This window comes from Pseudomonas sp. RC4D1, from assembly GCF_018390395.1.
GTDB lineage: Bacteria > Pseudomonadota > Gammaproteobacteria > Pseudomonadales > Pseudomonadaceae > Aquipseudomonas > Aquipseudomonas danubii.
In genome coordinates this window covers 1980654-2004533 of record NZ_JAHBAW010000001.1, presented here as the reverse complement: position 1 = coordinate 2004533, position 23880 = coordinate 1980654, and the positions used below count along the sequence as shown (strand labels likewise).

At 61.9% G+C, this 23880-nt stretch carries 28 protein-coding genes; 17 read left to right on the top strand and 11 right to left on the bottom strand.

Translation table 11 applies throughout. The annotated features are described in order from the left end of the window. Positions 1-51: 51 nt before the first annotated feature. Positions 52-837 carry a flagellar basal-body rod protein FlgG gene (gene flgG, locus KHO49_RS09150; RefSeq protein WP_102864053.1) on the bottom strand — a complete coding sequence of 262 codons (786 nt, stop codon included), beginning with the start codon at positions 835-837 and terminating at the stop codon, positions 52-54. A gap of 45 nt (positions 838-882) precedes the next feature. After that, positions 883-1623 carry a flagellar basal body rod protein FlgF gene (locus tag KHO49_RS09145; protein WP_102864054.1) on the bottom strand — a complete coding sequence of 247 codons (741 nt, stop codon included), beginning with the start codon at positions 1621-1623 and terminating at the stop codon, positions 883-885. A gap of 332 nt (positions 1624-1955) precedes the next feature. Here KHO49_RS09145 and KHO49_RS09140 point away from each other — a divergent pair, with 332 nt between their 5' ends. Together KHO49_RS09140 and KHO49_RS09135 are read left to right on the top strand one after the other, a co-directional pair. After that, on the top strand, positions 1956-2822 hold the full coding sequence (locus tag KHO49_RS09140; protein ID WP_102878839.1) for a phytanoyl-CoA dioxygenase family protein: 867 nt from the start codon (positions 1956-1958) through the stop codon (positions 2820-2822). Continuing rightward, the gene (locus KHO49_RS09135) at positions 2819-3541 is read left to right on the top strand and encodes a TylF/MycF/NovP-related O-methyltransferase (RefSeq protein ID WP_047302638.1); all 723 of its coding nucleotides are present in this window, start codon (positions 2819-2821) and stop codon (positions 3539-3541) included. The genes KHO49_RS09140 and KHO49_RS09135 overlap by 4 nt, the downstream gene beginning before the upstream one ends. 54 nt (positions 3542-3595) lie before the next feature. On the opposite strand, the gene KHO49_RS09130 is transcribed toward KHO49_RS09135, so the two are convergent. Further along, the gene (locus tag KHO49_RS09130; protein WP_060838115.1) at positions 3596-5158 is read right to left on the bottom strand and encodes a sigma-54-dependent transcriptional regulator; all 1563 of its coding nucleotides are present in this window, start codon (positions 5156-5158) and stop codon (positions 3596-3598) included. On the opposite strand from KHO49_RS09130, the gene KHO49_RS09125 reads away from it, so the two are divergent. The 7 genes from KHO49_RS09125 (at position 5141) to KHO49_RS09100 (ending at position 9792) form a co-directional block, all read left to right on the top strand. Continuing rightward, entirely contained in the window at positions 5141-5467 is a 327-nt protein-coding gene (locus KHO49_RS09125; RefSeq protein WP_170001284.1) for a hypothetical protein, read from the top strand. The genes KHO49_RS09130 and KHO49_RS09125 overlap by 18 nt on opposite strands. Then, a complete protein-coding gene (gene phhA, locus KHO49_RS09120; RefSeq protein ID WP_102864057.1) occupies positions 5464-6255 on the top strand; it encodes a phenylalanine 4-monooxygenase in 792 nt (263 codons plus the stop codon). The genes KHO49_RS09125 and phhA overlap by 4 nt, the downstream gene beginning before the upstream one ends. Before the next feature lie 69 nt (positions 6256-6324). After that, entirely contained in the window at positions 6325-6681 is a 357-nt protein-coding gene (locus KHO49_RS09115; protein ID WP_007930096.1) for a 4a-hydroxytetrahydrobiopterin dehydratase, read from the top strand. Next, positions 6681-7871 carry an amino acid aminotransferase gene (locus tag KHO49_RS09110; protein ID WP_102878837.1) on the top strand — a complete coding sequence of 397 codons (1191 nt, stop codon included), beginning with the start codon at positions 6681-6683 and terminating at the stop codon, positions 7869-7871. Before KHO49_RS09115 ends, KHO49_RS09110 begins: the two co-directional genes overlap by 1 nt. Before the next feature lie 202 nt (positions 7872-8073). Further along, a complete protein-coding gene (locus KHO49_RS31285; protein WP_258009278.1) occupies positions 8074-8205 on the top strand; it encodes a hypothetical protein in 132 nt (43 codons plus the stop codon). A gap of 87 nt (positions 8206-8292) precedes the next feature. After that, positions 8293-8475 (top strand): hypothetical protein, encoded by a 183-nt coding sequence (locus KHO49_RS09105; protein ID WP_102878836.1) that lies wholly within the window; start codon positions 8293-8295, stop codon positions 8473-8475. A 117-nt stretch (positions 8476-8592) separates the two neighbouring features. Further along, positions 8593-9792: an MFS transporter gene (locus tag KHO49_RS09100; protein ID WP_102878835.1), complete on the top strand. Its 1200-nt coding sequence runs from the start codon at positions 8593-8595 to the stop codon at positions 9790-9792. Here the strand turns inward: KHO49_RS09100 and arfB are convergent. After that, entirely contained in the window at positions 9789-10202 is a 414-nt protein-coding gene (gene arfB, locus KHO49_RS09095; RefSeq protein ID WP_170001285.1) for an alternative ribosome rescue aminoacyl-tRNA hydrolase ArfB, read from the bottom strand. The genes KHO49_RS09100 and arfB overlap by 4 nt on opposite strands. Positions 10203-10403: 201 nt before the next feature. Beyond that, positions 10404-11825, bottom strand: coding sequence for an amino acid permease (locus KHO49_RS09090; protein ID WP_110595144.1), 1422 nt, complete (start codon positions 11823-11825; stop codon positions 10404-10406). Between the two features lie 1027 nt (positions 11826-12852). Between KHO49_RS09090 and KHO49_RS09085 the strand changes: the two genes are divergently transcribed. After that, on the top strand, positions 12853-12990 hold the full coding sequence (locus KHO49_RS09085) for a hypothetical protein (RefSeq protein ID WP_162884115.1): 138 nt from the start codon (positions 12853-12855) through the stop codon (positions 12988-12990). Between the two features lie 63 nt (positions 12991-13053). Beyond that, positions 13054-14019, top strand: coding sequence for a CgnE/CgnB domain-containing protein (locus KHO49_RS09080; RefSeq protein WP_102878834.1), 966 nt, complete (start codon positions 13054-13056; stop codon positions 14017-14019). A 156-nt stretch (positions 14020-14175) separates the two neighbouring features. Here KHO49_RS09080 and rluB read toward each other — a convergent pair whose 3' ends face one another. The 5 genes from rluB to KHO49_RS09055 form a co-directional block, all read right to left on the bottom strand. Beyond that, the gene (rluB, locus tag KHO49_RS09075; RefSeq protein ID WP_102878833.1) at positions 14176-15366 is read right to left on the bottom strand and encodes a 23S rRNA pseudouridine(2605) synthase RluB; all 1191 of its coding nucleotides are present in this window, start codon (positions 15364-15366) and stop codon (positions 14176-14178) included. A 259-nt stretch (positions 15367-15625) separates the two neighbouring features. Further along, complete coding sequence (scpB, locus tag KHO49_RS09070; RefSeq protein WP_102878832.1) at positions 15626-16633, bottom strand: SMC-Scp complex subunit ScpB; 1008 nt, start codon at positions 16631-16633, stop codon at positions 15626-15628. Between the two features lie 12 nt (positions 16634-16645). Next, complete coding sequence (locus tag KHO49_RS09065; protein ID WP_102864066.1) at positions 16646-17464, bottom strand: segregation and condensation protein A; 819 nt, start codon at positions 17462-17464, stop codon at positions 16646-16648. After that, entirely contained in the window at positions 17465-18094 is a 630-nt protein-coding gene (locus KHO49_RS09060) for an L-threonylcarbamoyladenylate synthase (protein ID WP_102864113.1), read from the bottom strand. A gap of 13 nt (positions 18095-18107) precedes the next feature. Beyond that, positions 18108-18968: a PHP domain-containing protein gene (locus KHO49_RS09055; protein ID WP_102864067.1), complete on the bottom strand. Its 861-nt coding sequence runs from the start codon at positions 18966-18968 to the stop codon at positions 18108-18110. 87 nt (positions 18969-19055) lie between these two features. Here KHO49_RS09055 and KHO49_RS09050 point away from each other — a divergent pair, with 87 nt between their 5' ends. The 6 genes from KHO49_RS09050 to KHO49_RS09025 all read left to right on the top strand — a co-directional run bounded on the left by KHO49_RS09050 (position 19056) and on the right by KHO49_RS09025 (position 23148). After that, positions 19056-19652 (top strand): septation protein A, encoded by a 597-nt coding sequence (locus KHO49_RS09050; RefSeq protein ID WP_102864068.1) that lies wholly within the window; start codon positions 19056-19058, stop codon positions 19650-19652. A 1-nt stretch (position 19653) separates the two neighbouring features. Then, the gene (locus KHO49_RS09045) at positions 19654-19953 is read left to right on the top strand and encodes a YciI family protein (protein WP_102864069.1); all 300 of its coding nucleotides are present in this window, start codon (positions 19654-19656) and stop codon (positions 19951-19953) included. 110 nt (positions 19954-20063) lie between these two features. Then, positions 20064-20474, top strand: coding sequence for an SH3 domain-containing protein (locus tag KHO49_RS09040; protein ID WP_213664923.1), 411 nt, complete (start codon positions 20064-20066; stop codon positions 20472-20474). A gap of 7 nt (positions 20475-20481) precedes the next feature. After that, the gene (locus KHO49_RS09035) at positions 20482-21159 is read left to right on the top strand and encodes a response regulator transcription factor (RefSeq protein ID WP_213664922.1); all 678 of its coding nucleotides are present in this window, start codon (positions 20482-20484) and stop codon (positions 21157-21159) included. Positions 21160-21302: 143 nt separating this feature from the next. Continuing rightward, positions 21303-21740, top strand: coding sequence for a Spy/CpxP family protein refolding chaperone (locus tag KHO49_RS09030; RefSeq protein ID WP_102864072.1), 438 nt, complete (start codon positions 21303-21305; stop codon positions 21738-21740). Between the two features lie 67 nt (positions 21741-21807). Further along, positions 21808-23148 carry a sensor histidine kinase gene (locus KHO49_RS09025; protein WP_213664921.1) on the top strand — a complete coding sequence of 447 codons (1341 nt, stop codon included), beginning with the start codon at positions 21808-21810 and terminating at the stop codon, positions 23146-23148. An 81-nt stretch (positions 23149-23229) separates the two neighbouring features. On the opposite strand, the gene KHO49_RS09020 is transcribed toward KHO49_RS09025, so the two are convergent. After that, positions 23230-23796: a nitroreductase family protein gene (locus KHO49_RS09020; RefSeq protein ID WP_102864074.1), complete on the bottom strand. Its 567-nt coding sequence runs from the start codon at positions 23794-23796 to the stop codon at positions 23230-23232. Between the last annotated feature and the right edge of the window lie 84 nt (positions 23797-23880).

Genomic DNA, 23880 nt, shown 5'->3' with positions numbered 1-23880 from the left:
CACGATGTTGCCGGCGCGCCACTTCAGACCCGTGGCGACCTCAAGACTTGATTACAGCTTCTGCGTAATGAACGAGAGCATCTGGTCCGCAGTGGAGATCACCTTGGAGTTCATCTCGTAGGCCCGCTGGGTGGTGATCATGTTGACCATTTCCTCAACGGTGCTGACGTTGGACGCTTCCAGGGTGTTCTGCAGCGTGGTGCCGAAGCCGTTGAGGCCCGGAGTACCGATTTGCGGCGCGCCGCTGGCGGCGGTTTCCAGGAACAGGTTGTTGCCCTGGGACTGCAGGCCAGCCGGGTTGATGAAGTCGGCGGTTTGCAGGTTGCCAATCACCTGGGAAGCCGGGTTGCCGGCGATGGTGATGGATACGGTACCGTCCTGACCCACGGTGAAGGTCTGTGCGTCGTTGGGCACAACCACCGCAGGCTCCAGGGCAAAACCGCTGGCAGTGACGATCTGGCCATCGGAATTGAGGTGGAACGTACCGTCACGGGTATAGGCCGTAGTGCCGTCGGGCTGCAGGATCTGGAAGAAACCACGGCCATTGATGGCCAGGTCCAGAGGCTGCTCGGTGGTCTGCAGGCTGCCGGCAGTGAAGTTCTTCTGAGTCCCGACAATGCGCACACCGGTACCGACCTGCAGGCCGGTTGGCAGTTCGCTGTCCTGGGTCGACTGGGCACCGGGCTGGCGCTTGATCTGATACAGCAGGTCCTGGAACTCGGCGCGATCACGCTTGAAACCCGTGGTCGAGACGTTCGCCAGGTTGTTGGAAATAACACTCAGGTTGGTGTCCTGGGCGGACAGACCGGTTTTGGCAACCCATAGAGCCGGAAGCATTCGATTCTCCTCTCGCGCCTGTTTTACGGCGCTAGATACTGGTAATTAGCTGATCTGCAAGACCCGAGCCATGGCCTGGTCGTCTTCTTTGGCGCTGTTCATCATCTTGACGTGCAATTCGAACTGGCGGGACAAGGCCAGCACCGCGGTCATTTCTTCCACGGCATTGACGTTGCTCGACTCCAGGAAACCCGAGACCAACTGCACATTGGCATCGGCAGGCGCCGGCTGGCCGTCCTTGGTCTTGATCGACCCATCCAGGCCCTTGGTCAGGTTCTTGATATCCGGATTGACCAGCTTGATGCGATCGACCTCGGCCATGACCCGCGGACCTTCACCCATGGCACGAATGCTGATGGTGCCGTCCTGGCCGACTTCGATCTTCTGCTCTGGCGGCACGGCGATAGGACCGCCATTGCCCATGACCGGCATGCCATTGCCTGCACGCAGCACGCCCAGAGCGTCGACATTCAAACTGCCGGTGCGCACATAGCTTTCGCTGCCATCGGGGCTCTGCACGGCGATCCAGCCCTTGCCGCTGACGGCTACGTCCAGGTCACGACCGGTTTCCACCATGGAGCCGGGAGTAAAATCCGTTGCCGGCCGCTCCCCCATGGCAAAGGCCCGCGCCGGAAAACTGTCACCAAACACCGGCATCGCGCGCGCCTGCTCCAGGTCGCGCTGAAAACCGTTGGTGGAGATGTTCGCCAGATTGTTGGCATGAGCCTTTTGCGCCAGAGCATTCTGGCTGGCGCCGGTCATTGCCACATAAAGGTACTTGTCCACAATCGTTCCTCATCTGCCGGACGTTTGCCGCCCCACACTGTACTGAGCATGGCGTAAGCAATTTCTACACCAACTTTAACTTCCAACAGCGCCCCCCATGCAGGCCGGGGCTTTGCCGCGAGCAACGAGTTTTTCAGGGCGGAATGAGAGACGAAAAAACGGCGGACTTATGCCGCTAACGGCAAGTCTCGGTCGCACGCCCTGGGTTCGTTCCGCACTCGAGCTGGACACTTTGTGAACGGATCTTGCTAGGCACAGTGACTGGCTATCGCAACTTCAGTTTGCGCAGGGGTGGCCGACACCTAAGCCAGTGACTGCCAAGGAGAACCACTTTGAACCTGTACCTCAATCAGCTGCGCAAGACAGCTGACTTCAAGGAAGCCATCTATTCCGGGGATATCTTCCTGGACACTGACCTGGCCACCGCAAAAGAACTCTGCGGGTACGCCAAGGAAAGCATCACCGCGGCATTCGATGGCGAAACCAACCACCAGGCTCTGCACACGATGATGCCGGTAGAAGAGTTCGTCAGCCGGGTTACCCGACTCAAGGGCCAGTTCACCAACAGCCAGCGCGTCAAGGATCTGATCCTTGGCTTCATTCACGAGATCGGCATCGATCCTCGGGACTACATTTTCGACGTACCGCGCCTGCGGGTCGTGCCCAACTACGACTACCTGCACGCTGGCGTCAGCTACGCCTACAAGCCTCATCGCGACAGCTGGTACGGCAGCGTGGATTGCCAGATCAACACCTGGATGCCGGTCTACACCATCACCCCGGACCAGACCATGATGATCAACCCCAGCTACTTCGAGAAGCCGGTGGCCAACACCTCGAAGGACTGGAGCCTGAAGGACTGGATCAGCAACCAGCGACACAAGGCCAAGGACAACCTGACCGAAGAAGTACGGGTCCACCCGGTGCCCCTGGGGGAGATCGACGACAGCTCTGAACTGCGCATCGCCGGCAACTCAGGCGAGATGCTGGTGTTCTCCGGCTCGCACCTGCACGGCACTGTCCCCAACCGTACCGACCGCACCCGCTTCAGCGTGGACTTCCGCCTGATGCACCTCGAAGACCTGAAACACAACCGCGGAGCCCCCAACGTAGACAGCGCCTGCCCCGACGTCGGCTCCGGCTTCAAAGACTACTTCCACGCCCACGACTTCTCGAATTTCCAAGGATTCAAGCCATGACCAAACGTCGCCTTACCCCCGCCGAAGCCCAATACAACGAAACCCGCGCCGGCGTACTCAAGCGGGTCGACGCCGAGTACGTAGCCGACGCGCCCTTCGTCTTCGCCAACCGCATCAACGTCACCGCCGCGCTGTCGCGCATGGAGCTGTTCAAGAAGGTCATGGATGTGCCCGGGGCGATCATCGAGTGCGGCGTGTACAAGGGCAACTCGCTGATGCTCTACATGCACCTGTCGATGATCCTCGAGCCTTATGCCATCAACCGCTCCATCGTCGGCTTCGACACCTTCGAAGGCTTCACCAGCATCAACAAGGACGAGGACCCGGCCGACATCAACGAAAGCATGTTCTCCGACACCGACCAGTCGCTGATCCAGGACATGATCGATGCCAACGACCTGCTGCGTCCGGTGAACCGCATCCCGCGCTGCGAGCTGGTCAAGGGCGACATCTGCAAGACCGTGCCGGAATTCGTCAAGTCGCGTCCGGACCTGGTAGTGGCCATGCTGATCCTCGACACCGACCTGTACGAGCCCACCAAGGTCGCCCTGGAAACCTTCCTGCCGTACATGCCCAAGGGCGCTATCGTGGTTCTCGACGAAGTCGCCTACCGCAACTTCCCGGGCGAAACCAAGGCCCTGCGCGAAGTGTTCGACATGAACAAGATCGAACTCAAGCGCCTGCCTTTTGACTCCTGTGTCGGCTACTTCCATATCTGAAGACAGCCAGCCCCGAGCCAAACGAAAAGCCCCGCTTCATAAGCGGGGCTTTTTTCATTCCGGCGACTCCTTGCCGACCTCGTACTGGCGCAACTTGTTGGCGATGGTGGTATGGGAAACCCCCAGGCGCTTGCCCAGTTGCCGACTGCTGGGATGCTCGGCATAGAGACTTTCCAGCACCGCCTTTTCAAAGCGACCGACAATCTGCTCAAGGCCGCCTTCCAGGGAAAAGTCCCCCAGGGGCTGGCGCGCGCCATAGTCCGGCAGACGGATATGCTCGGCCTTGACCATGCCGCCATCACACAGCGAGACCGCCTGGAACAGCACGTTCTCCAACTGCCGGACATTGCCCGGCCAGTGATAGTGACTGAGGCGCTCCATGGCCGCCGGAGCCAACCGTGGCAGCGGACAGCCGATCTGGCGACTGGCCTGATCGAGGAAGTGCTCCACCAGGGGCGTCAAACCATCGAGGCATTCGCGCAGCGGCGGAATATGCAGGGACAGCACGTTGAGTCGGTGGTACAGGTCCTGGCGAAACTCGCCCCGGGCACAGAGTTCGGACAGATCCACCTGAGTCGCACAGATCACCCGCACATCCAGGTACACCTCCTCGTCACTGCCGACACGACGGAAGCAGCCATCCTGGAGGAAACGCAGCAACTTGACCTGCAGGCGCGGGCTCATTTCCCCCACACCATCGAGAAACAGCGTGCCGCCGGCCGTCAGCTCCAGCAGCCCGAGCTTGCCCTCGGCCCGAGCCCCTTCGAAGGCCCCGGGGCCATAGCCGAACAGCTCGGTCTCGGCCATGGATTCCGGCAGCCCGGCGCAGTTCAGAGCCATCAGCGGCGACTGGCCCCGAGGGCTGGCCAGGTGGCAGGCGCGGGCCAGCAACTCCTTGCCGGTGCCGGTCTCGCCTTCAATCAACAGAGGCGCATCCAGGGGCGCCATGCGCCGGGCTTCCCGCACCACCGCTGCCATGACTTTCGAGCTCTGGAAAATACTGTCAAAGCCCCGCAGCTCCTGCTTGCGCACATTGTAGATACGCTCACCAACCCGATCCGCCCGATGCAGGGTCAATACCGCACCGGCCATAGCCTCGCTGTCATCGTGCTCGGATTGCAGCGGGGCGATGTCCGCCAGAAACACGTCGCCCTTGACCTTGACCCGCAGCCCGTTGATCCGCGACTGGTTGGCCCGCACCAACTCCGGCAAATCGAAGTCCTCGGCGTAGCGTGACAGCGGAATCCCCGGCACTTCATCCACCCGCACGCCCAGCAACTGCGCTGCCGCTCGGTTGGCGGCCACGATGGAGCCGCCCATGTCGATGGACAGCACCGGGAACTCCAGGGCACCCAGCAGCGCATTGAGCTCCATATGCCGACGCTCGCTGGGCATCAGCCCGACCCTTTTGACGCCAAACACTCCGGCGATGGATTCGAACTTGGGGCGCAATGCCTGGAACTGCAGGTTGATCAGGTTCGGACAGTGCAGATAGATGGCGTTGCCATGCTCGCCCCCCACCTCGCCCCGGGCCACGTTGATCCCGTATTCCACCAGCAGATTGAGGATGTCCCGCAGGATGCCGATGCGGTTCTGGCAGTGAACTTTGATACGCATGAAGAAAGGCCCGAAGCGGATAATGGAGGGCATAAACGCCGAAAACCGACGCTTTTGACGTCGGCATTTGCAAACTTTCTGCTGGATGGCGCAGATAATCGTCAAGATTATGTGACAGCAAAGGGCTTTTTCAAACCTGAAAACCCACAATACTTGGGAGCCCTGGGCAAAACCGTAACGATTAGTTTACAAATTGACGTCCTAACCCCCTCCGTCAGCGCCAGTCAGCTGCTGCAAAGCGTCGCACCCTGGGGTATCACTGGGGTCACACATAACAAGAACGCATCCCCTGGCAGGAGAGCAGCATGAAGCAGACGCAGTACGTGGCCCGCGAGCCCGACGCGCAAGGTTTTATCGACTATCCACCCGAAGAACACGCGGTGTGGAACACCCTGATCACGCGCCAGTTGAAAGTGATCGAGGGGCGCGCGTGCCAGGAGTACCTGGACGGCATCGACAAACTCGGACTGCCCCACGACCGCATCCCGCAGCTGAGTGAAATCAACAAGGTCCTCGGCGAAACCACGGGCTGGCAAGTGGCCCGGGTGCCGGCACTGATTCCTTTCCAGACCTTTTTCGAACTGCTGGCCAGCAAGCGCTTTCCGGTGGCGACCTTCATTCGTACTCCTGAAGAGTTGGACTACCTGCAGGAACCGGACATCTTCCACGAGATTTTCGGCCACTGCCCGCTGCTGACCAACCCCTGGTTCGCCGAATTCACCCACACCTACGGCAAGCTCGGCCTGCAAGCCACCAAGGAAGAGCGCGTTTACCTGGCGCGTCTGTACTGGATGACTATCGAGTTCGGCCTGGTGGACACCCCCGACGGACGACGCATCTACGGCGGCGGCATCCTCTCCTCGCCCAAGGAAACCGTCTACAGCCTGTCCGAAGAGCCGGAGCACCAGGCCTTCGATCCGCTGGAAGCCATGCGCACGCCTTATCGCATCGACATCCTGCAACCCATCTACTTTGCCCTGCCCAACCTCAAGCGCCTGTTCGACCTGGCCCATGAAGACATCATGGCCCTGGTCCACCAAGGCATGCAGCTGGGCCTGCACGCCCCCAAGTTCCCGCCAAAACCCAAGGCGGCCTGAGCAGCCCGCCCTCGCGGGCGGCTGCGAAAGATAGTAACTTACAACAAGAATCGAACTCAGGAATACACCATGACCGCTCTGAACCAAGCCCATTGCGAAGCCTGCCGCGCCGATGCCCCTCAGGTCAGCGACGAAGAACTGCCGGTACTGATCAAGCAGATCCCCGACTGGAACATCGAAGTGCGTGACGGCGTGATGCAGCTGGAAAAAGTCTTCCTGTTCAAGAATTTCAAATTCGCCCTGGCCTTCACCAATGCCATGGGCGAGATCTCCGAGGCCGAAGGCCACCACCCGGGCCTGCTCACCGAATGGGGCAAAGTCACCGTGACCTGGTGGAGCCACTCGATCAAGGGCCTGCACCGCAACGACTTCATCATGGCCGCCCGCACCGACGAAGTGGCCAAGACCGCAGAAGGACGCAAGTAATGCATTTCGATGCCATCGGTCGCGTACCCGGCGATCCGATTCTCGGCCTGATGGAGGCCTACGCCAACGATCCCAATCCGCGCAAATTCGACCTCGGCGTGGGGGTCTACAAGGATGCTCAGGGCCTGACGCCGATCCCGCAATCGGTGAAGCTGGCGGAGCAGCGCCTGGTGGATCGCCAGACCACCAAGACCTACATCGGAGGCCACGGTGACGCGGCCTTCGGCAAGGTAATCAATGAACTGGTACTGGGCAGTGATTCGCCACTCATCGCCGCGCAGCGCGCCGGTGCTACCCAGACCCCGGGCGGCACCGGCGCCCTGCGCCTGAGCGCCGACTTCATCGCCCAGTGCCTGCCGGGCCGCGGCGTTTGGTTGAGCAACCCGACCTGGCCGATCCACGAAACCATCTTCGCCGCAGCCGGGGTCAAGGTCAGTCACTACCCCTACGTGGGCAGCGACAACCGCCTGGACGTCGAGGCCATGCTGGACACCCTGAACCGGGTGCCCGAAGGCGACGTGGTGCTGGTGCACGCCTGCTGCCACAACCCCACCGGCTTCGACCTGAGCCAGGCCGACTGGCAACGGGTGCTGGAGGTGGTGCGCAAGCGCAACCTGCTGCCGCTGATCGACTTCGCCTACCAGGGCTTTGGCGACGGCCTGGAACAGGATGCCTGGGCGGTGCGGTTGTTCGCCGCCGAAGTGCCGGAAGTACTGATCACCAGTTCCTGCTCGAAGAACTTCGGCCTGTACCGCGATCGCACCGGGGCCCTGATCGTCTGCACCCGGGACGCCGAAAAGCTCCTCGACGTGCGCAGTCAACTGGCCCATATCGCCCGTAACCTGTGGTCCACACCACCGGATCATGGGGCCGCAGTAGTCGCCACCATCCTCGGCGACCCGGAGCTGAAAAGCCTCTGGGCCGACGAAGTGGAAGCCATGCGCCAGCGCATCGCCCAATTGCGCGCCGGCCTGCTGGAAGCCTTGCAGCCCTATGGACTGGCCGAGCGCTTCGCCCACATCGGCGTGCAACGCGGCATGTTCTCCTACACCGGCCTGAGCCCGTCTCAGGTCAAGGAACTGCGTGAACACCACAGCGTGTACATGGTCAGTTCCGGCCGGGCCAATGTGGCCGGAATCGACGCTTCGCGCCTGAACCTGCTGGCTGAGGCGATCGCTCGGGTCGTCTAAAAGCAGAGCGCGTGCTTGCCGGCGCGGGAGGCCCTGAGGGTGCCTTCGCTGGCAAGCCGGTTCCTGCCGCCGCTTTGTCCTTTCATCCCGAAATCGCGATAAAAATCTTTTTGTCATTTCCAGTGCTGTATCCTGCCCAGGCTTTTTAAAAGCGCGGACCTACCCAGCGATTTAAAAAACAGACTTTGCGAGGAGCAACGACATGCATGAGATCCCGAATCTCCCCTTCCCAAGCCTGCACGAAACTGAGCAGACAACCACGCCACAAGCCAGTGCCGAAAAGCCTGTAGTGCAAGAAGCCGCCGACAGCCGCAAGGCCGACAGCGAAGACTGAAAAGAGCTGTAACCAGACCGTGTGGAAAGCGCTACTCAAGCGCTTTCCACACCGCCTGAATCTTTCCCCCCGAGCCCCTGCCGAACCATGACCGACTCCTTCAGCGAAACCCAAGCCAGCGTACTGCTGGGTACTGCGGAAAAAATGATCGAGATCTGGAATCGCCTCAGCCCGGAAAAACAGGCCGCCCTGCTGGCCCGTTTCGGCACCCAGGAAAATGCCCTGGCCGCTCTGGTCACCACTCAGCTGCTGAGCGCCAAAAACGCCTGACTCAATCCCTCAACCAGGGACGTTCTGAACAACGCGTCGATTTCTGCCCCTGCATCCCCGTCCACATCGGTATCATAAGCAGCCTATCTATTGAGCTGTCGCAGTGGACCCATTCCCATGCCAGATACCCAGCGCCCCTTGACGGTCACGCTGCAAGTCGTCTCCATCGTCCTGTTCACCTTTATTGGCTACCTGAATATCGGCATTCCCCTGGCGGTACTGCCAGGCTACGTCCATAGCGACCTGGGGTTTGGCGCGGTGATCGCCGGCCTGGTGATCAGCGTGCAATACCTGGCCACCCTCCTCAGCCGTCCCTACGCCGGACGCATCATCGACAACCTGGGCTGCAAGCGCGCTGTCATGTACGGCCTGGCCGGCTGCGGCCTGAGCGGCGTGTTCATGCTGCTTTCCGCCTGGCTGCAGGGTCAGCCGACCCTGAGTTTGATCAGCCTGCTGATCGGCCGCCTGGTACTGGGCAGCGCGGAAAGCCTGGTGGGCTCGGGGTCGATTGGTTGGGGCATCGGTCGGGTCGGCGCACAGAACACCGCCAAGGTGATTTCCTGGAACGGCATCGCCAGTTATGGCGCCCTGGCCATCGGCGCGCCCCTGGGGGTTTGGCTGGTCAACCGCCTGGGCCTGTGGAGCATGGGGGTAAGCATCATTCTGCTGGCGGTGCTCGGCCTGCTACTGGCCTGGCCAAAACTCGCCGCGCCGATAGTCGCCGGGGAACGCCTGCCGTTCATCCATGTGCTGGGCAAAGTCTTCCCTCACGGTTGCGGCCTGGCCCTGGGCTCCATCGGCTTTGGCACCATCGCCACCTTCATCACCCTGTACTACACGACCCAGCACTGGTCCAACGCGGTGCTGTGCCTGAGCCTGTTCGGCGCCAGTTTCATTGGTGCACGCCTGCTGTTCGGCAACCTGATCAACCGCCTCGGCGGCTTTCGCGTGGCCATTGCCTGCCTGTCGGTGGAAACCCTCGGCCTGCTCCTGCTGTGGCTGGCCCCCGATGCCAACTGGGCCCTGGCCGGCGCGGCCTTGAGCGGCTTTGGCTTCTCCCTGGTGTTCCCGGCACTGGGCGTGGAAGCGGTCAATCTGGTGCCGGCCTCCAGCCGTGGCGCGGCGGTGGGCGCCTACTCGCTGTTCATCGACCTGTCATTGGGCATCACCGGACCACTGGCCGGGGCGATTGCCGGCGGTTTCGGCTTTGCCTCGATCTTCCTGTTTGCCGCCATCGCCGCGTGCTGCGGCCTGCTGCTAAGCCTGTACCTGTATCACCAGGCCCCCAAGCAGCGTAAGGAACGTTCGAACCGCTAGAAGTCCACTTTGCCGCGGCCAGCCTTGATGCTGCCGCGCTTGGCCTTGCTCTCCAGGCGGCGCTTCTTCGAGCCCAGGGTCGGCTTGGTGGGGCGGCGCTTCTTTTCCACCTTGACGGCGCTGAGGATCAGCTCGGTGAGACGCTCCAGGGCATCGGCGCGATTCTGCTCCTGGGTGCGGTACTGCTGGGCCTTGAGAATGATCACGCCGTCACTGGTGATGCGACTGTCGCGCAGCGCCAGCAGGCGCTCCTTGTAGAAAGGTGGCAGGGACGAGGCCGGAATATCGAAGCGCAGATGCACTGCGCTGGACACCTTGTTGACGTTCTGACCACCGGCGCCCTGGGCGCGGATGGCGGTCAGCTCGATCTCGGCATCCGGCAGATGCACGTTGTTGGAAATCACCAGCATGGAACAGGAATCCGTCTTCAGGGCGCACAGGATACCCCCATTCCCCACGCTCTTGCGGACCTGTTCGCTGGCAAGCCAGCGCCTGCAACGGTCAGCTCCCATGCAGGAGCCGACTGGCCGACGAAAGCGATCTCGCTCCCACAAAGATCACAGGCATGAAAAACCCGGCCGGAGCCGGGTCTGTCATGGCCGAGGCCGCGCTTACTTCAGCGCAGTGCTGGCTGCTTGCAGCGAGTGCTGAGCACTGCGCTTGTTCTTGATCAGGTAGCAGCCCCACATGAACACCACCCACACCGGGATCGCGTACACCGAGATCTGAATGCCTGGAATCATCAGCATGATGCCGAGGATGAACACCACGAACGCCAGGCAGACATAGTTGCCGTAGGGGTACCACAGCGCCTTGAACAGCGAGGTCTGACCGGTACGGTTCATGTGCTGGCGGAACTTGAAGTGCGAGTAGCTGATCATGGCCCAGTTGATCACCAGGGTTGCCACCACCAGGGACATCAGCAGCTCAAGGGCGTGCTGGGGAATCAGGTAGTTGAGCACCACGGCAACGAAGGTCACCACCGCCGAGGCGAGGATCGACAGCACCGGCACGCCGCGCTTGTCGATCTTGGCCAGGACTTTCGGCGCATCGCCCTGCTCGGCCATGCCCAGCAGCATGCGGCTGTTGCAGTAGGTGCCGCTGTTGTACACCGACAACGCTGCAGTCAGGACCACGAAGTTGAGGATGTGCGCTGCCGTGTTGCTGCCCAGCATCGAGAACACCTGGACGAACGGACTGCCGCTATAGGCATCGCCGGAGGCATTCAGGGTCACCAGCAGGGTGTCCCACGGGGTCAGCGACAGCAGCACCACCAGGGCGCCGATGTAGAAAATCAGGATGCGGTAGATCACCTGATTGATAGCCTTGGGGATCACGGTTTTCGGCTTGTCGGCCTCTGCTGCAGTGAAGCCGAGCATTTCCAGGCCGCCGAAGGAGAACATGATGATCGCCATGGCCATCACCAGTCCGCTGACGCCGTTGGGGAAGAAGCCGCCATGGGACCAGAGGTTGCTCACCGATGCCTGCGGGCCGCCGTTACCGCTGACCAGCAGGTAGCTGCCCAGGGCGATCATGCCGACGATGGCCACCACCTTGATGATGGCGAACCAGAACTCGGCCTCGCCGAACACCTTGACGTTGGCCAGGTTGATGACGTTGATCATCACGAAGAACACCGCCGCCGAGGCCCAGGTCGGCACCTCCGGCCACCAGTAATGCACATACTTGCCGACCGCGGTCAGTTCCGACATGCCCACCAGGATGTAGAGAATCCAGCAGTTCCAGCCGGAAAGGAAACCGGCAAAGCCGCCCCAGTACTTATGGGCGAAGTGACTGAAAGAACCGGCCACCGGCTCTTCAACGATCATCTCGCCCAGCTGGCGCATGATCATGAAGGCGATGAAACCGCAGATGGCGTAACCGAGGATCATCGACGGACCGGCGGATTTGAGCACCCCGGCCGACCCCAGGAACAAACCGGTACCGATCGCGCCACCCAGGGCGATCAGTTGAATATGGCGATTTTTCAGGCCGCGTTTCAGCTCGCCCGAATGCGAGTTTTGTCCACTCATGAAAAGGTTCTCACGCAAGGTTTGATGATGTTTGCAAGACGTTGCCGCCCGGTGAAGGCTTAAGCGGCGCGGAGCAAACCCCAGCGCAGGCACCCGAAGTTCAGCGTTTTTCTAACGGTCATGCGTCACCTGTTTGTTTTTATCTGTGACGAAATCGAACCCACCACGCTCGTGACGCGGCGGAGTGAACAAGGTGGATAACCTTGAGTTTATTGGCCCGGCAGCAGTGTCTTCAGCGCCCTGGTAGCAGGCTGAAACACGCGGCGCAGACGCAAAGTGCGCGGGTACGCAGTTGGGTCACAGTTAAAACGCCGCGCATTGTACACCCCTGACCCCCTGCCGCCAGACACCGCTGTATCAGCGTGCCGGTAACCGGGATCCTGAGGGGCCTGCTCGATGCTCGGCATCGGCGGCGCAAAGTTGGACGGACCGAGTGGGGTCGTCGATGAAGGTGCGATGACCATCGCCCTTCGAAGGGTGTCGGTGAAAGTCGGTTACGGCGTTCATTGCGCCTCCTTCTTGTTATGCACCTGTACGCAGGCAGGTGTGCATCTCACCTGCCTTGGCGCCCTGGAACAAGCGGGCCAGAGCTCTGGCGAGCGGATTAACCGATGCCCGACGGCAGCTTTTCCTTACAGCGTCCGAGCCTTGGCCGATTCAGGGCGAAACACGGAGGATTTCGTAATACTTTCTTTACAGTGCGTAACGTTAATTTGCCAAACCAGATCGACCAGCGCGGCGACTGCAAATTGACGCGCACGCCATCCCACATCGGAAAAAGCCTTAGCTTTTTGTTTTCAGGTGATAAATTTCCGCCCTTAAAATAGAAAATAAAGTTCAGTAGAAAATAATCTAATTATTTTTTTGCACTTCAAAATCCCCTGAACTAGGTTTCCAGCCACTTGCCGGATGCCTCATCCGACAAGTACGAGGAGTGGATGAGCAGCCCTCGCAACCATCCCGTTCGCCGCTGTTGATCCGTTCCGCCAATGGACTGCTGTGCCCTATGTCATCTAGGAGAGTCACCATGCAAACACTGGAACAAGACCTGGAAACCGAACTGCAACTGGACGATTGGTTCGAAGCGGCAACCCACGATGCGGCCGTGGAAATGATGCAGGCCGAGGCGGTGGTGCCGTTCGGCACGGCGATGTGGCCGATGTAAGGCGCCCGGACCGGAGCAGGCCTCGCGCCTGCCCCGGTCACCTTTGTCCTCCAGGGAGGTTTTATGGACCAGACCCGCGCCATCCGCCATTTCCTGTACTACCTCGAACGCCATCCGGCCTTGAGCGGTGCCCAGGCATCGAATGTGGTGATCGGTCATACCGCCGACTACCAGGCCATGGCCAACGCCATCATCGAACAATCGCGCCAGGCCACACCCCTGACTGTCAGCGCCCTGCGCCTGGACCTGGAGCCGGCCGAACGCCTCGCCCAGGCGATCATCGACTGTGACCTGTACATCTTCTTCTACGACTCCTCGACCCTGCCCCAGCCACGCCCCGATGGCCCGGAATTCCTCCGCCCCCTGCATGGCCTGATGGCCGAACACTGGAAGAAGTCCCTGCTGTTCAAGGATTACGGCGACTATTTCTACGACACCTTCAGCGTCGAGCCACAACGTATCGCCGACCTCAACGCCACCTTGATCCGGCGCCTGTCCCACGCCAGCACCCTGAGCTTCAGCGATCCCCAGGGCTCGTATTTCGAGGCGCCCCTGAACAGCGTGAAGAAGTGGACCGACATCAACGGCGTGGGCAATTACGACCTGGCACCGGGTGAGATCGCCACCCACAGCGATGCAATCAATGGCCATGTGAAATTCCTCGGCACCTTCCTCAGCACCATCCCCTTTGCTCGCAAGTACGGGGTGCTGCAGACTCCGCTGGAGCTGTGGATCGAGAACTCCAGCATCCGCCAGGTCGCCACCCAGGTGCCCGGGCTGGCCAATGACTTCAACAAGTACCTGGACGCCAACCCGTCGAACCGACGCATCGAGGAGCTGGGGATCGGCACCAACGAAGGCATCAAGTCCTTGTACGGACGCAACTCCGGCTTTGAAGAGCGTCATTGCGGCCTGCATCTGGGGCTGGGAGGCGGAGCCAAGGGCAGCCACCACCTGGACCTGATCTTCAGCGCCGGCGTGCTGGCGGTGGACAACAAACCAGTGTTCGACGGCCAGTTCGCCTTTTAACCCTCCTTGATGCAGGAACCGACTTGCCGGCGAAGGCGATCATGAGCCTTGCCCAAGGCTTGAGAGTCTATTCGCCGGCAAGCCGGCTCCTACGAAACACCGGGCAAAAAAAACGCCAACCCGAAGGTTGGCGTTTTTTTGTCTGCGGGCCGGAGCTTATTCCGGCTTGCGACGACCGAAGCCTGGACGCTGGCCGCTACCGGCCGGGGCACCACGGCGCTTGCCGGACGGTGCGTCCTTGTCCAGCACCAGGCTTGGGCGCTTGGACTTCGGTGCCGGCTTGGCTGGACGCTTGGTGTCCGCCGGACGCTCGGCTACTGGAGTACCACGGCCGCTTGCCGGACGCGGTGCACGTGGCGCGCGCTCGCCATCCTGACGGGCCGCCGGCTTGCGCCCTGGACGCTCGCCTTCGATCTGCGGCTCGCGGGACACCCGCGGATTGGCCGGTGCGCCATTGGCCGGACGCAGGGTGCGTACACGCTCGCTTTTGCCCACCGGACGCGAGGATTTGCGCTGCATGCGCTCCAGCTTGTCCTTGGACTTGGCGTTGAGCTGTGGCAGCGCCACCGGCGTCAGGCCGACTTCGGCGCTGAGCACGTCGACTTCGTACTGGCTCATTTCGCGCCAGCGCCCCATGGGCAGGTCGGAGTTGAGGAACACCGGGCCGAAACGCACGCGCTTCAGTCGGCTCACCACCAGGCCCTGGGACTCCCACAGGCGACGCACTTCACGGTTGCGGCCTTCCATCACCACGCAGTGGTACCAGTGGTTGAAACCTTCGCCGCCAGGCGCCTGCTGGATATCGGTGAACTTGGCCGGGCCGTCTTCGAGCATGACGCCCGCCTTCAGGCGCTCGATCATCTCGTCGTCGACTTCACCACGCACACGCACTGCGTACTCGCGGTCCATTTCGTAGGACGGGTGCATCAGGCGGTTGGCCAGCTCACCGTCGGTGGTGAACATCAGCAAGCCGGTGGTGTTGATGTCCAGGCGGCCGATGTTGATCCAGCGGCCCTCCCGCGGACGCGGCAGCTTGTCGAACACGGTCGGACGGCCTTCCGGGTCGTCACGGGTGCAGATCTCGCCGTCGGGCTTGTTGTACATGATCACGCGGCGCACCGATTCGGCGGCCTCTTCGCGCTTGATCACCTTGCCATCGATGGAAATGGCGTCATGCAGGTCGACGCGCAGGCCCAGGGTGGCCTCTTTGCCGTTGACCTTGATCCGGCCCTGGCTGATCCAGGACTCGACGTCGCGGCGCGAGCCGACGCCAATGCGGGCGAGGACTTTCTGCAGCTTCTCGCCGGCTGGACGGATTTCCTGGTCGTTCTGATCGTTATCGCTCATCTGGGCACCTCCCGGTGTATCGCTTCAGGCTAGAGCGGCCTGAAGACGTGAAAACAGGTTCTCTGGCGAAGGGATCGCCAAAGGGTCGCGAATCATACGCTCATGGCGGCGGTTGCGCATCACAGACTAGTTGATAAGTCGCCGCCCAGGCTTTTTTCCGCCCACCGGCGCCCCTTCTGCACAAGCCGGCTTGCCGGCGAAGAGGCCCACACGCCTTGCACCCAACCGGTCGACACCTTCACTGGCCAGCCAGCTACGGTCAGTCGTCCAGCAGACGGCGTTCGTTTTCGATCGCTTCGGCCAGGGCCAGGGCTTCGGCCTCTTCTTCACTCAAGTCCGGCGCCGAAGGCTCCAGGGCCGCAACGGCAGCCAGCAACTTGGCTCGGGCCTCGGCAACGCCCAGCACATCGTCCTCGGCGTCAAGCAGCGGCTCCTCTTCGGGCTCGACCGCAAGTTCATCGGTGTCATCAGAGTTGTCATCAGGGACGGCAGCCTCGGTTTGCCCCTCAGGCTGATCGAACAGCGGCTCCGGGTTCTCTGACTCAACCGCGCCATCACGATGCAGGTCGTCGAAGTCGGTCTTGATTCCCTCCTCCATGGAGTCCAGCTCCAGCAGCAGGCTATGGAAGCTGGTTTCTTCCTTGGGTTCCTCAGGCTCGGCGCTGGCATCGGCCAACTGCTGCAGGTGCTCGGGCACCGGCGCATCGTCGAACTCCAGCACCGGCTCGGCCTCGATCTCCCGCAACTCGGCCAGGGGCGGCAGGTCATCGAGGTTCTTCAGGTTGAAATGGTCGAGAAACGCCTTGGTGGTGGCGAACATCGCCGGTTTGCCCGGCACATCGCGGTAACCCACCACCCGAATCCACTCGCGTTCGAGCAGGGTCTTGACGATGTTGCTGTTGACCGCAACGCCGCGCACATCCTCGATCTCGCCCCGGGTAATCGGCTGACGGTAGGCAATCAGGGCCATGGTTTCCAGCAGGGCACGGGAGTAGCGCTGCGGGCGCTCTTCCCACAAGCGGCCGACCCAGGGCGCGAACTTTTCACGGATCTGCAGGCGATAGCCGGAAGCCACTTCCTTGAGCTCGAAAGCCCGCCCTTCGCAGGATTTGCCCAGCAGGGTCAGGGCCTTCTTGAAGACGGCCGGGTCCGGTCGCTCGGCTTCTTCGAAGAGTTCGAACAGGCGCTCCAGGGACTGGGGTTTTCCCGAGGCCAACAGAAAGGCTTCGAGCAGGGGCGCCAGCTCGCGGGGTTCATTCAAATTCATGATTTAAGCTCGTTATTCGGCTCGCGCCCGTACGTGGATGGCCGCAAAGGGCTCATTCTGCACCAGCTCGACCAGGGATTCCTTGACCAGTTCGAGGATCGCCATAAAGGTCACCACCACTCCCAGGCGCCCCTCTTCTGCGGTGAACAGCTCGACAAAGGGCACGAAGCCACCGCCTTTGAGCCGCTCCAGCACATCACTCATGCGTTCGCGGGTGGACAAGGCCTCGCGGCTGACCTGATGGCTTTCGAACATGTCGCCACGGCGCAGCACCTCGGCCATGGACATCAGCAACTCTTCCAGGGCCACATCCGGCAGCAGCTTGCGCGCCCGGGCCTCCGGGGCATCAAGCTTGGGCACCACCACGTCGCGGCCGACCCGGCTCAGGCCGTCGATGCCTTCGGCGGCCGCCTTGAAGCGTTCGTACTCCTGCAGGCGGCGAATCAGTTCGGCCCGGGGATCGTCCTCTTCTTCCTCGATCTCAGCGGAGCGCGGCAGCAGCATCCGCGATTTGATCTCGGCCAGCATCGCCGCCATCACCAGGTACTCGGCGGCCAGCTCCAGGCGCACCGACTGCATCAGCTCCACATAGCCCATGTACTGACGGGTGATTTCCGCCACCGGGATGTCGAGGATGTTGATGTTCTGTTTGCGAATCAGGTACAGCAGCAGGTCCAACGGGCCTTCAAAGGCTTCGAGGAAGACCTCCAAGGCATCCGGGGGGATGTACAGGTCCAGGGGCATTTCCATGACCGCCTGGCCGTAGACCATGGCGAATGGCAGCTCCTGTTGGGCGCCGGCCTGCTCGTCGACGGTTTCCAGTACGGACATCTAGGCCTCGGCCATGAACGGCGCAGGGTCGCCGCAACCGACGCGAATCACTTCCGGTTCACCATCGGCCAGGCTGATCACCGTGGAGGACTCGGTGCTGCCAAAGCCGCCGTCGATGATCAGGTCCACCTGATGCTCCAGTAGCTGGCGCATTTCATAGGGGTCGCTCAGAGCCTCGGTATCGCCGGGCATGATCAGGCTGACGCTCATCAGGGGCTCACCCAGCTCGGCCAGCAGCGCCAGGGCAATAGGATTGCTCGGCACCCGCAGGCCGATGGTGCGGCGCTTGGGGTGCAGCAGCAGACGCGGGACTTCCCGGGTGGCATTGAGAATGAAGGTGTAAGGCCCCGGCACATGGGCCTTGAGCAGGCGGAAAGTGCCGGTATCGATCTTGGCGAACAGCCCCAACTGCGACAGGTCACTGCAGATCAGCGCAAAGTTGTGCTTGTCGTCCAGTTGACGCAAGCGCCGCACTCGTTCGATCGCGCCCTTGTCACCCATCTGGCAGGCAACGGCGTAGGACGAATCCGTGGGATAAATCACCACGCCACCGCCGCGAATGATCTCGACGGCCTGTTTGATCAGACGTGGCTGTGGGTTTTCCGGGTGGATCTGGAAAAATTGACTCACTGTCTCTACCTGTTCAGGCGGCAATAATTGGCTCATGTTTGAACCGACACCAAAGTGGCGGCAGGTCCTCCGGAACCGGACGATACTCGCCGATCTCGGACCAGCCTCCTGGGCCATGAAAGTCACTGCCAGCGCTGACCAGCAGTCCGAATTCACGAGCAAGGATAGCCAAACTGCCCACTTGCTCTGCAGGTTGGTGGCCATTGACTACTTCGATTGCATGGCCGCCGGCTTGAATATAGTCGGCAATCAAGCGGCGGCGCTTGCTGCGGGTGAAATCGTAATGCCAGGGATGGGCCAGACTGACCCAGGCCCCCGCCTCGCGAAGGGTGCCGACGGTGTCTTCCAGTGTCGGCCAATGCTGTTTGACGTCCCCCAGCTTTCCCGCCCCCAGCCATTTGCGAAAAGCTTCGGCACGATCCTTCACAAAACCGGCACGTACCAGATAGTCGGCAAAGTGCGGCCGCGCCGGGGCATTGCCACTGTCCCCCAACTCCTGCTGGATCGCCCTGGCGCCTTCCAGCGCCCCGGGCATGCCCTTGAGGGCCAGCTTGCGGCTGATCTCCTCGGAGCGCAGCCAGCGCCCCTCGTGCAGTTTGTCGATGGCCGCCACCAAGGCCGGGGCCTGGGTATCGAATCCGTAGCCCAGCACATGAATAGTGGCGCCGCCCCAGGTGCAGGACAGCTCGACGCCGTTGACCAACTGCATGCCCAGTTGCGCCGCTGCCTGACGGGCCTCCGCCAGGCCTTCGAGGGTGTCGTGGTCGGTCAAGGACAGGATTCGCACGCCTCTCTCGTACGCACGCGCAACCAGGACCGCAGGCGCCAGGGCGCCGTCGGAGGCCGTGCTATGGCAGTGCAAATCAACATTCACAGGACGATAAAACCTCAAGTCAGCTGGCGCTTTCGCTACCAAGGATGTTTGTTATTATGCCGCCACATCCTGCTTCTGGCTGCCACTGTGAAACAATTCATCGACTTCATCCCGCTGTTCCTGTTTTTCATCGTCTACAAAATCGATCCCCGGATCGTCGACCTTGCCGGTCACGAAGTCAGCGTGGGCGGTATCTACAGCGCCACCGCAGTACTGATCATCAGCTCCCTGGTGGTTTACGGCGCACTGTTCATTTCCCAGCGCAAACTGGAAAAAAGCCAATGGCTGACCCTGATCGCCTGCCTGGTCTTTGGCAGCCTGACCCTGGCCTTCCATAGCGAAACCTTCCTTAAATGGAAGGCGCCGGTGGTCAACTGGCTATTCGCCCTGGCCTTTGCCGGCAGCCACTTCATCGGCGATCGCCTGTTGATCAAGCGCATCATGGGCCATGCCCTGACCCTGCCGGACCCGGTGTGGACCCGCCTGAACATCGCCTGGATCGCCTTCTTCCTGTTCTGCGGCGCCGCCAACCTGTTCGTCGCCTTCACCTTCCAGAGCATCTGGGTCGACTTCAAGGTCTTCGGCAGCCTGGGCATGACTGTATTGTTCCTGGTGGGCCAGGGCGTCTACCTGTCGCGCCACCTGCATGACGCTGATCCCACTACCCCGAAAACCGAGGACTGACATGCTTTACGCAATCATTGCCACAGACGTCGCCAACTCCCTGGAAAAACGTCTGGCCAACCGGCCGGCGCACTTGGAACGGCTGCAAGTGCTCAAGGACCAAGGGCGTGTGGTGCTGGCCGGCCCACACCCGGCGATCGACAGCAATGATCCTGGCGCCGCCGGCTTCACTGGCAGCCTGATCGTCGCCGAGTTCGACTCCCTGAGCGCCGCCCAAGCCTGGGCCGACGCCGACCCCTTCGTGACCTCCGGCGTCTATGCCCATGTGCAGGTCAAGCCGTTCAGGCAATCGATGCCGTAAATCCTCCCTGACGCGATGAACCTTCACGGTTCATCGCGTTCTCAATCGCTCATTATTCTCGTTTGACGGCCGACAACCTGCCCAACACTCGATTGGAATCAGGAGTTTCGATGCGCCAAGGTCCGCTGTGCCTGCTGTTGGTCATGTTGTCGATCGGGGCTCCGGCCCTTGCCGAGGAAACCCAGGAAACCGGCCATTCCACGCCGCTGTCCCTGAGCGCCGGCAGTCAGATCACCGAGTTGCAGCAACGCTTGAAAGAAAGCGAACGCCTGCGTGAAGAGCTGAGCAAACAACTGCAGAGTGCCGATGCCGAACGGGAAAGCCCGCAGCTGACCCGCTTGCGCCAGGAGAACCAGCGCCTCAAGCTGCAACTCAAAGAGGCCCAGGCCAACCCGGCGCCACACCTGCTGACCGACCAGCAGCAATGGTTCGTCACCGGCGGCGGCGTGGCCCTCATCGCCCTGCTCTGCGGTATCTTTGCCAGTGGCGGACATCGCAAGCGTCGACAATGGCTAAATTGAGTGATTCATGAGCGACCTGTTACTGATTGATGACGACCAGGAGCTGTGCGAGCTACTGAGCAGCTGGCTCGGCCAGGAAGGCTTTCAAGTGCGGGCCTGCCACGATGGCCTGAGTGCACGCCGGGCCTTGTCGGAAATGGCCCCGGCTGCCGTAGTCCTGGACGTGATGCTGCCCGACGGCAGCGGCCTGGAGCTGCTCAAGCAACTGCGCAACGACCACCCCGACCTGCCGGTACTGATGCTCTCGGCCCGTGGCGAGCCCCTGGACCGTATCCTCGGCCTGGAACTGGGCGCCGACGACTACCTGGCCAAGCCTTGCGACCCTCGCGAACTCACCGCCCGCTTGCGCGCCGTGCTGCGCCGCAGCCACCCGGTGGCAGCCTCCAGCCAGATGGAGCTGGGCGATCTGTGCTTCAGCCCAGTGCGCGGCGTGGTCAACATCGACGAACAGGACATCACCCTGACCGTTTCCGAAAGCCGCCTGCTGGAAGCCCTGCTCAAGCAGCCTGGCGAGCCCCTGGACAAGCAGGAGCTGGCGCAGATCGCCCTGGGCCGAAAACTGACCCTGTATGACCGCAGCCTGGACATGCACGTCAGCAACCTGCGCAAGAAGATCGGCCCCCACCCCGACGGCCGCCCACGAATCGTCGCCCTGCGCAGCCGCGGTTATTACTACAGCCTGTGATTGCAATGTGCCCTGGCGCATTTGTCAGGGCCCGGAAATACCTTCTTTACCCAAGCTTTACCCTCCGCTGACTGCCGCTGACCTTGATCTGGGTAACCTGAACTCATCCGGAACTTACCGGGAATGAGACAAGGAGAGACACCATGCGCAAGACCCTGATCGCCCTGATGTTCGCCGCCGCCCTGCCAACCGTGGCCATGGCCATGCCTGAAGGCAACGGCCCGATGGGCCCGATGGACGGCCCTCGGCACAGCGAACACATGCGCGGCAAAGGCCCCTTCAGCGAACTGGACCTGAGCCGTGAACAGCGTCAGCAGATCGGCAAACTGATGGGCGAGCAAATGCACGACCGCAAGGCCGTGGTGGAAAAGTACCTGGAGAAACTCTCGCCGGCCGACCAGAAAGCCATGAAGGATGAACTGGCCGCCAAACAGCAGAAAACCCAGGCCGACATCCGCGCCCTGCTCAAGCCCGAACAACAGAAAGAGTTCGACGCCATCGTCAAGAAACAAGAGGAACGTCGCGCCGAATGGGCCCAGTTCAAGGCCTGGAAAGCGCAACAACCGCAAAAAGCACAATAATGCGTTAGCGTTCACCCTAATAGCCCAGTGGCCTCCCCCACTGGGCTTTCGCGCTCGAGGAGTTCCTGTGCGTTCATTGTTCTGGCGCATCCTGGCCAGTTTCTGGCTGGCCATCACCCTGGTTGCAGGACTGTCGATCCTGCTTGGGCACATGCTCAACCAGGACGCCTGGATTCTCAGCCGCCATCCGGGGCTCAACAGCCTCACCGCACAGTGGACGCAAACCTACGAGACCCAGGGCGAAGACGCCGCCCAGGACATCCTCCAGCAGCGCAAGCGCCAGTACCACATCGATGTTCAGGTACTCAACGAGAGCGGCGACCCGGTGGTACGCGGGACTTTCCCGCGCCGCGCGGCTGCCTTCGAAGCCCGGCAGAACAACGATGACCGCCACCTGCCCTGGCGCCGCCTGACAGCGGAATACACCAGCCCGACCACCGGCGACACCTACCTGTTCATCTACCGCATCCCCCATCCGGAACTGGATGCCTGGCATCGCGACAGCCTGACCTGGCCCCTCAGCGCCCTGGCCATTGCCCTGGTGGTGCTGACCCTGTTCAGCCTGCTGGTGACCCTGTCCATCACCCGCCCCTTGAGCCGCCTGCGCGGCGCGGTTCACGACCTTGGCCAGGCCACCTATCAGCAGAACAGCCTGGCGCGCCTGGCCAATCGCCGTGACGAGTTCGGCGTGCTGGCCCGAGACTTCAACCGCATGGGTTCACGCCTGCAGAGCCTGATCGGCAGCCAGCGCCAACTGCTCAGGGATGTCTCCCACGAACTGCGTTCGCCCCTGGCGCGCCTGCGTATTGCCCTGGCACTGGCGGAGCGCGCCGCCCCCGAAGAACGGGAGAGACTCTGGCCACGCCTGACACGGGAATGTGATCGTCTGGAGGCGCTGATCAGCGAGATCCTGGTGCTGGCTCGGGTCGATGCGGACAACGCCAGCGCCGAAGAGGTCGACCTCAACGCCTTGCTGCAGGCCCTGCAAAAAGACGCGCAACTGGCCTGTCCCGAGCAGCAGGTCCAGATCACTGCCCAAGCGCAACTAAGCCTGCGGGGCTGGCCGACCATGCTTGAACGGGCGGTGGACAACCTGCTGCGCAACGCCCAGCGCTTCAATCCTGCCGGGCAACCGATCGAAGTCACGGCCCTGCGCCAGGGCGAGAAGATCCAGATCAGCGTGCGCGACCATGGTCCTGGCGTGGATGCCGAGCACTTGCGACAACTGGGAGAGCCGTTCTTCCGCGCCCCAGGGCAGAGTGCTCCAGGCCATGGCCTGGGGCTGGCCATCGCCCGCCGCGCAGCGGAACGCCACGGCGGCAGCCTGATACTGGGCAACCATCCCCTGGGCGGATTCATCGCCACGCTGGAGCTGCCCCTGGTCCCGGGAGCCGTGGTGCAGGCCTGAATGCAACGCGGGCAAGCCGCTGCTGCGAGGTTCGACAGCAGCGGGCTTGCCCGCAAGGTACTCAGCTTTCGAAGGGGATAATCAGGCCCTGGCGGTCCAGGCGCTGACGAACTCGGCGGTGTCGACTTTCGGTGCGACCCGCGGTTCGTTCAGCGGCGTGCCCAGGTAAAGGAAGGCGATGATCTCTTCGCCGTCCGCCAGGCCCAGCCCCTTGGCCACATGGGGCGAATAGGACAACTCGCCCGTGCGCCATACCGCGCCGATACCCTGGGCATAGGCTGCCAGCAAAATACCGTGGGCTGCACAGCCCGCCGCCAGCAATTGCTCGGACTTGGGCACCTTGAAATGCTCCTGCAGCCGTGCCACGACCACAACCACCAGCGGTGCACGCAGCGGCATGGCCCGAGCCTTGTCCAACGCGGCCTGAGTCACTTCGCCGCCTTGCAGTTGTACCGCTTCGACCAGCAGTTCGCCCAACTGGTCACGGGCTTCACCTTCAACGGTGAGAAAGCGCCAAGGGCGCAGTTGCCCGTGATCCGGCGCCCGCAAGGCGGCAGCGAACAGTGCTTCGCGTTGCTGCGCCGTGGGGGCTGGCTCCACCAGGCGCGGCACGGAAACACGGTTGAGCAAAGCGTCGAGAGCCTCCATCGGCCACCTCCTGAAAAAAATGTCCGGCTATTCTAGCGGTATCTGCCGGCCGGGTGCCGGTTTACATGCCCTGCACCGCAGGTA

Bases quoted from the DNA above. Each gene is read 5' to 3' on its own strand.
- KHO49_RS09105 (WP_102878836.1), top strand. From the start codon at position 8,293: ATGACCGACTCCTTCAGCGAAACCCAAGCCAGCGTACTGCTGGGTACT.
- KHO49_RS09080 (WP_102878834.1), top strand. From the start codon at position 13,054: ATGGACCAGACCCGCGCCATCCGCCATTTCCTGTACTACCTCGAACGC.
- scpB (WP_102878832.1), bottom strand. From the start codon at position 16,633: ATGAATTTGAATGAACCCCGCGAGCTGGCGCCCCTGCTCGAAGCCTTT.
- KHO49_RS09020 (WP_102864074.1), bottom strand. From the start codon at position 23,796: ATGGAGGCTCTCGACGCTTTGCTCAACCGTGTTTCCGTGCCGCGCCTG.
- KHO49_RS09030 (WP_102864072.1), top strand. From the start codon at position 21,303: ATGCGCAAGACCCTGATCGCCCTGATGTTCGCCGCCGCCCTGCCAACC.
- KHO49_RS09135 (WP_047302638.1), top strand. From the start codon at position 2,819: ATGACCAAACGTCGCCTTACCCCCGCCGAAGCCCAATACAACGAAACC.
- KHO49_RS09100 (WP_102878835.1), top strand. From the start codon at position 8,593: ATGCCAGATACCCAGCGCCCCTTGACGGTCACGCTGCAAGTCGTCTCC.
- flgG (WP_102864053.1), bottom strand. From the start codon at position 837: ATGCTTCCGGCTCTATGGGTTGCCAAAACCGGTCTGTCCGCCCAGGAC.
- KHO49_RS09110 (WP_102878837.1), top strand. From the start codon at position 6,681: ATGCATTTCGATGCCATCGGTCGCGTACCCGGCGATCCGATTCTCGGC.
- KHO49_RS31285 (WP_258009278.1), top strand. From the start codon at position 8,074: ATGCATGAGATCCCGAATCTCCCCTTCCCAAGCCTGCACGAAACTGAG.
- KHO49_RS09040 (WP_213664923.1), top strand. From the start codon at position 20,064: ATGCGCCAAGGTCCGCTGTGCCTGCTGTTGGTCATGTTGTCGATCGGG.
- KHO49_RS09130 (WP_060838115.1), bottom strand. From the start codon at position 5,158: ATGCGTATCAAAGTTCACTGCCAGAACCGCATCGGCATCCTGCGGGAC.
- phhA (WP_102864057.1), top strand. From the start codon at position 5,464: ATGAAGCAGACGCAGTACGTGGCCCGCGAGCCCGACGCGCAAGGTTTT.
- KHO49_RS09085 (WP_162884115.1), top strand. From the start codon at position 12,853: ATGCAAACACTGGAACAAGACCTGGAAACCGAACTGCAACTGGACGAT.
- arfB (WP_170001285.1), bottom strand. From the start codon at position 10,202: ATGCTGGTGATTTCCAACAACGTGCATCTGCCGGATGCCGAGATCGAG.
- rluB (WP_102878833.1), bottom strand. From the start codon at position 15,366: ATGAGCGATAACGATCAGAACGACCAGGAAATCCGTCCAGCCGGCGAG.
- KHO49_RS09065 (WP_102864066.1), bottom strand. From the start codon at position 17,464: ATGTCCGTACTGGAAACCGTCGACGAGCAGGCCGGCGCCCAACAGGAG.
- KHO49_RS09115 (WP_007930096.1), top strand. From the start codon at position 6,325: ATGACCGCTCTGAACCAAGCCCATTGCGAAGCCTGCCGCGCCGATGCC.
- KHO49_RS09045 (WP_102864069.1), top strand. From the start codon at position 19,654: ATGCTTTACGCAATCATTGCCACAGACGTCGCCAACTCCCTGGAAAAA.
- KHO49_RS09090 (WP_110595144.1), bottom strand. From the start codon at position 11,825: ATGAGTGGACAAAACTCGCATTCGGGCGAGCTGAAACGCGGCCTGAAA.
- KHO49_RS09035 (WP_213664922.1), top strand. From the start codon at position 20,482: ATGAGCGACCTGTTACTGATTGATGACGACCAGGAGCTGTGCGAGCTA.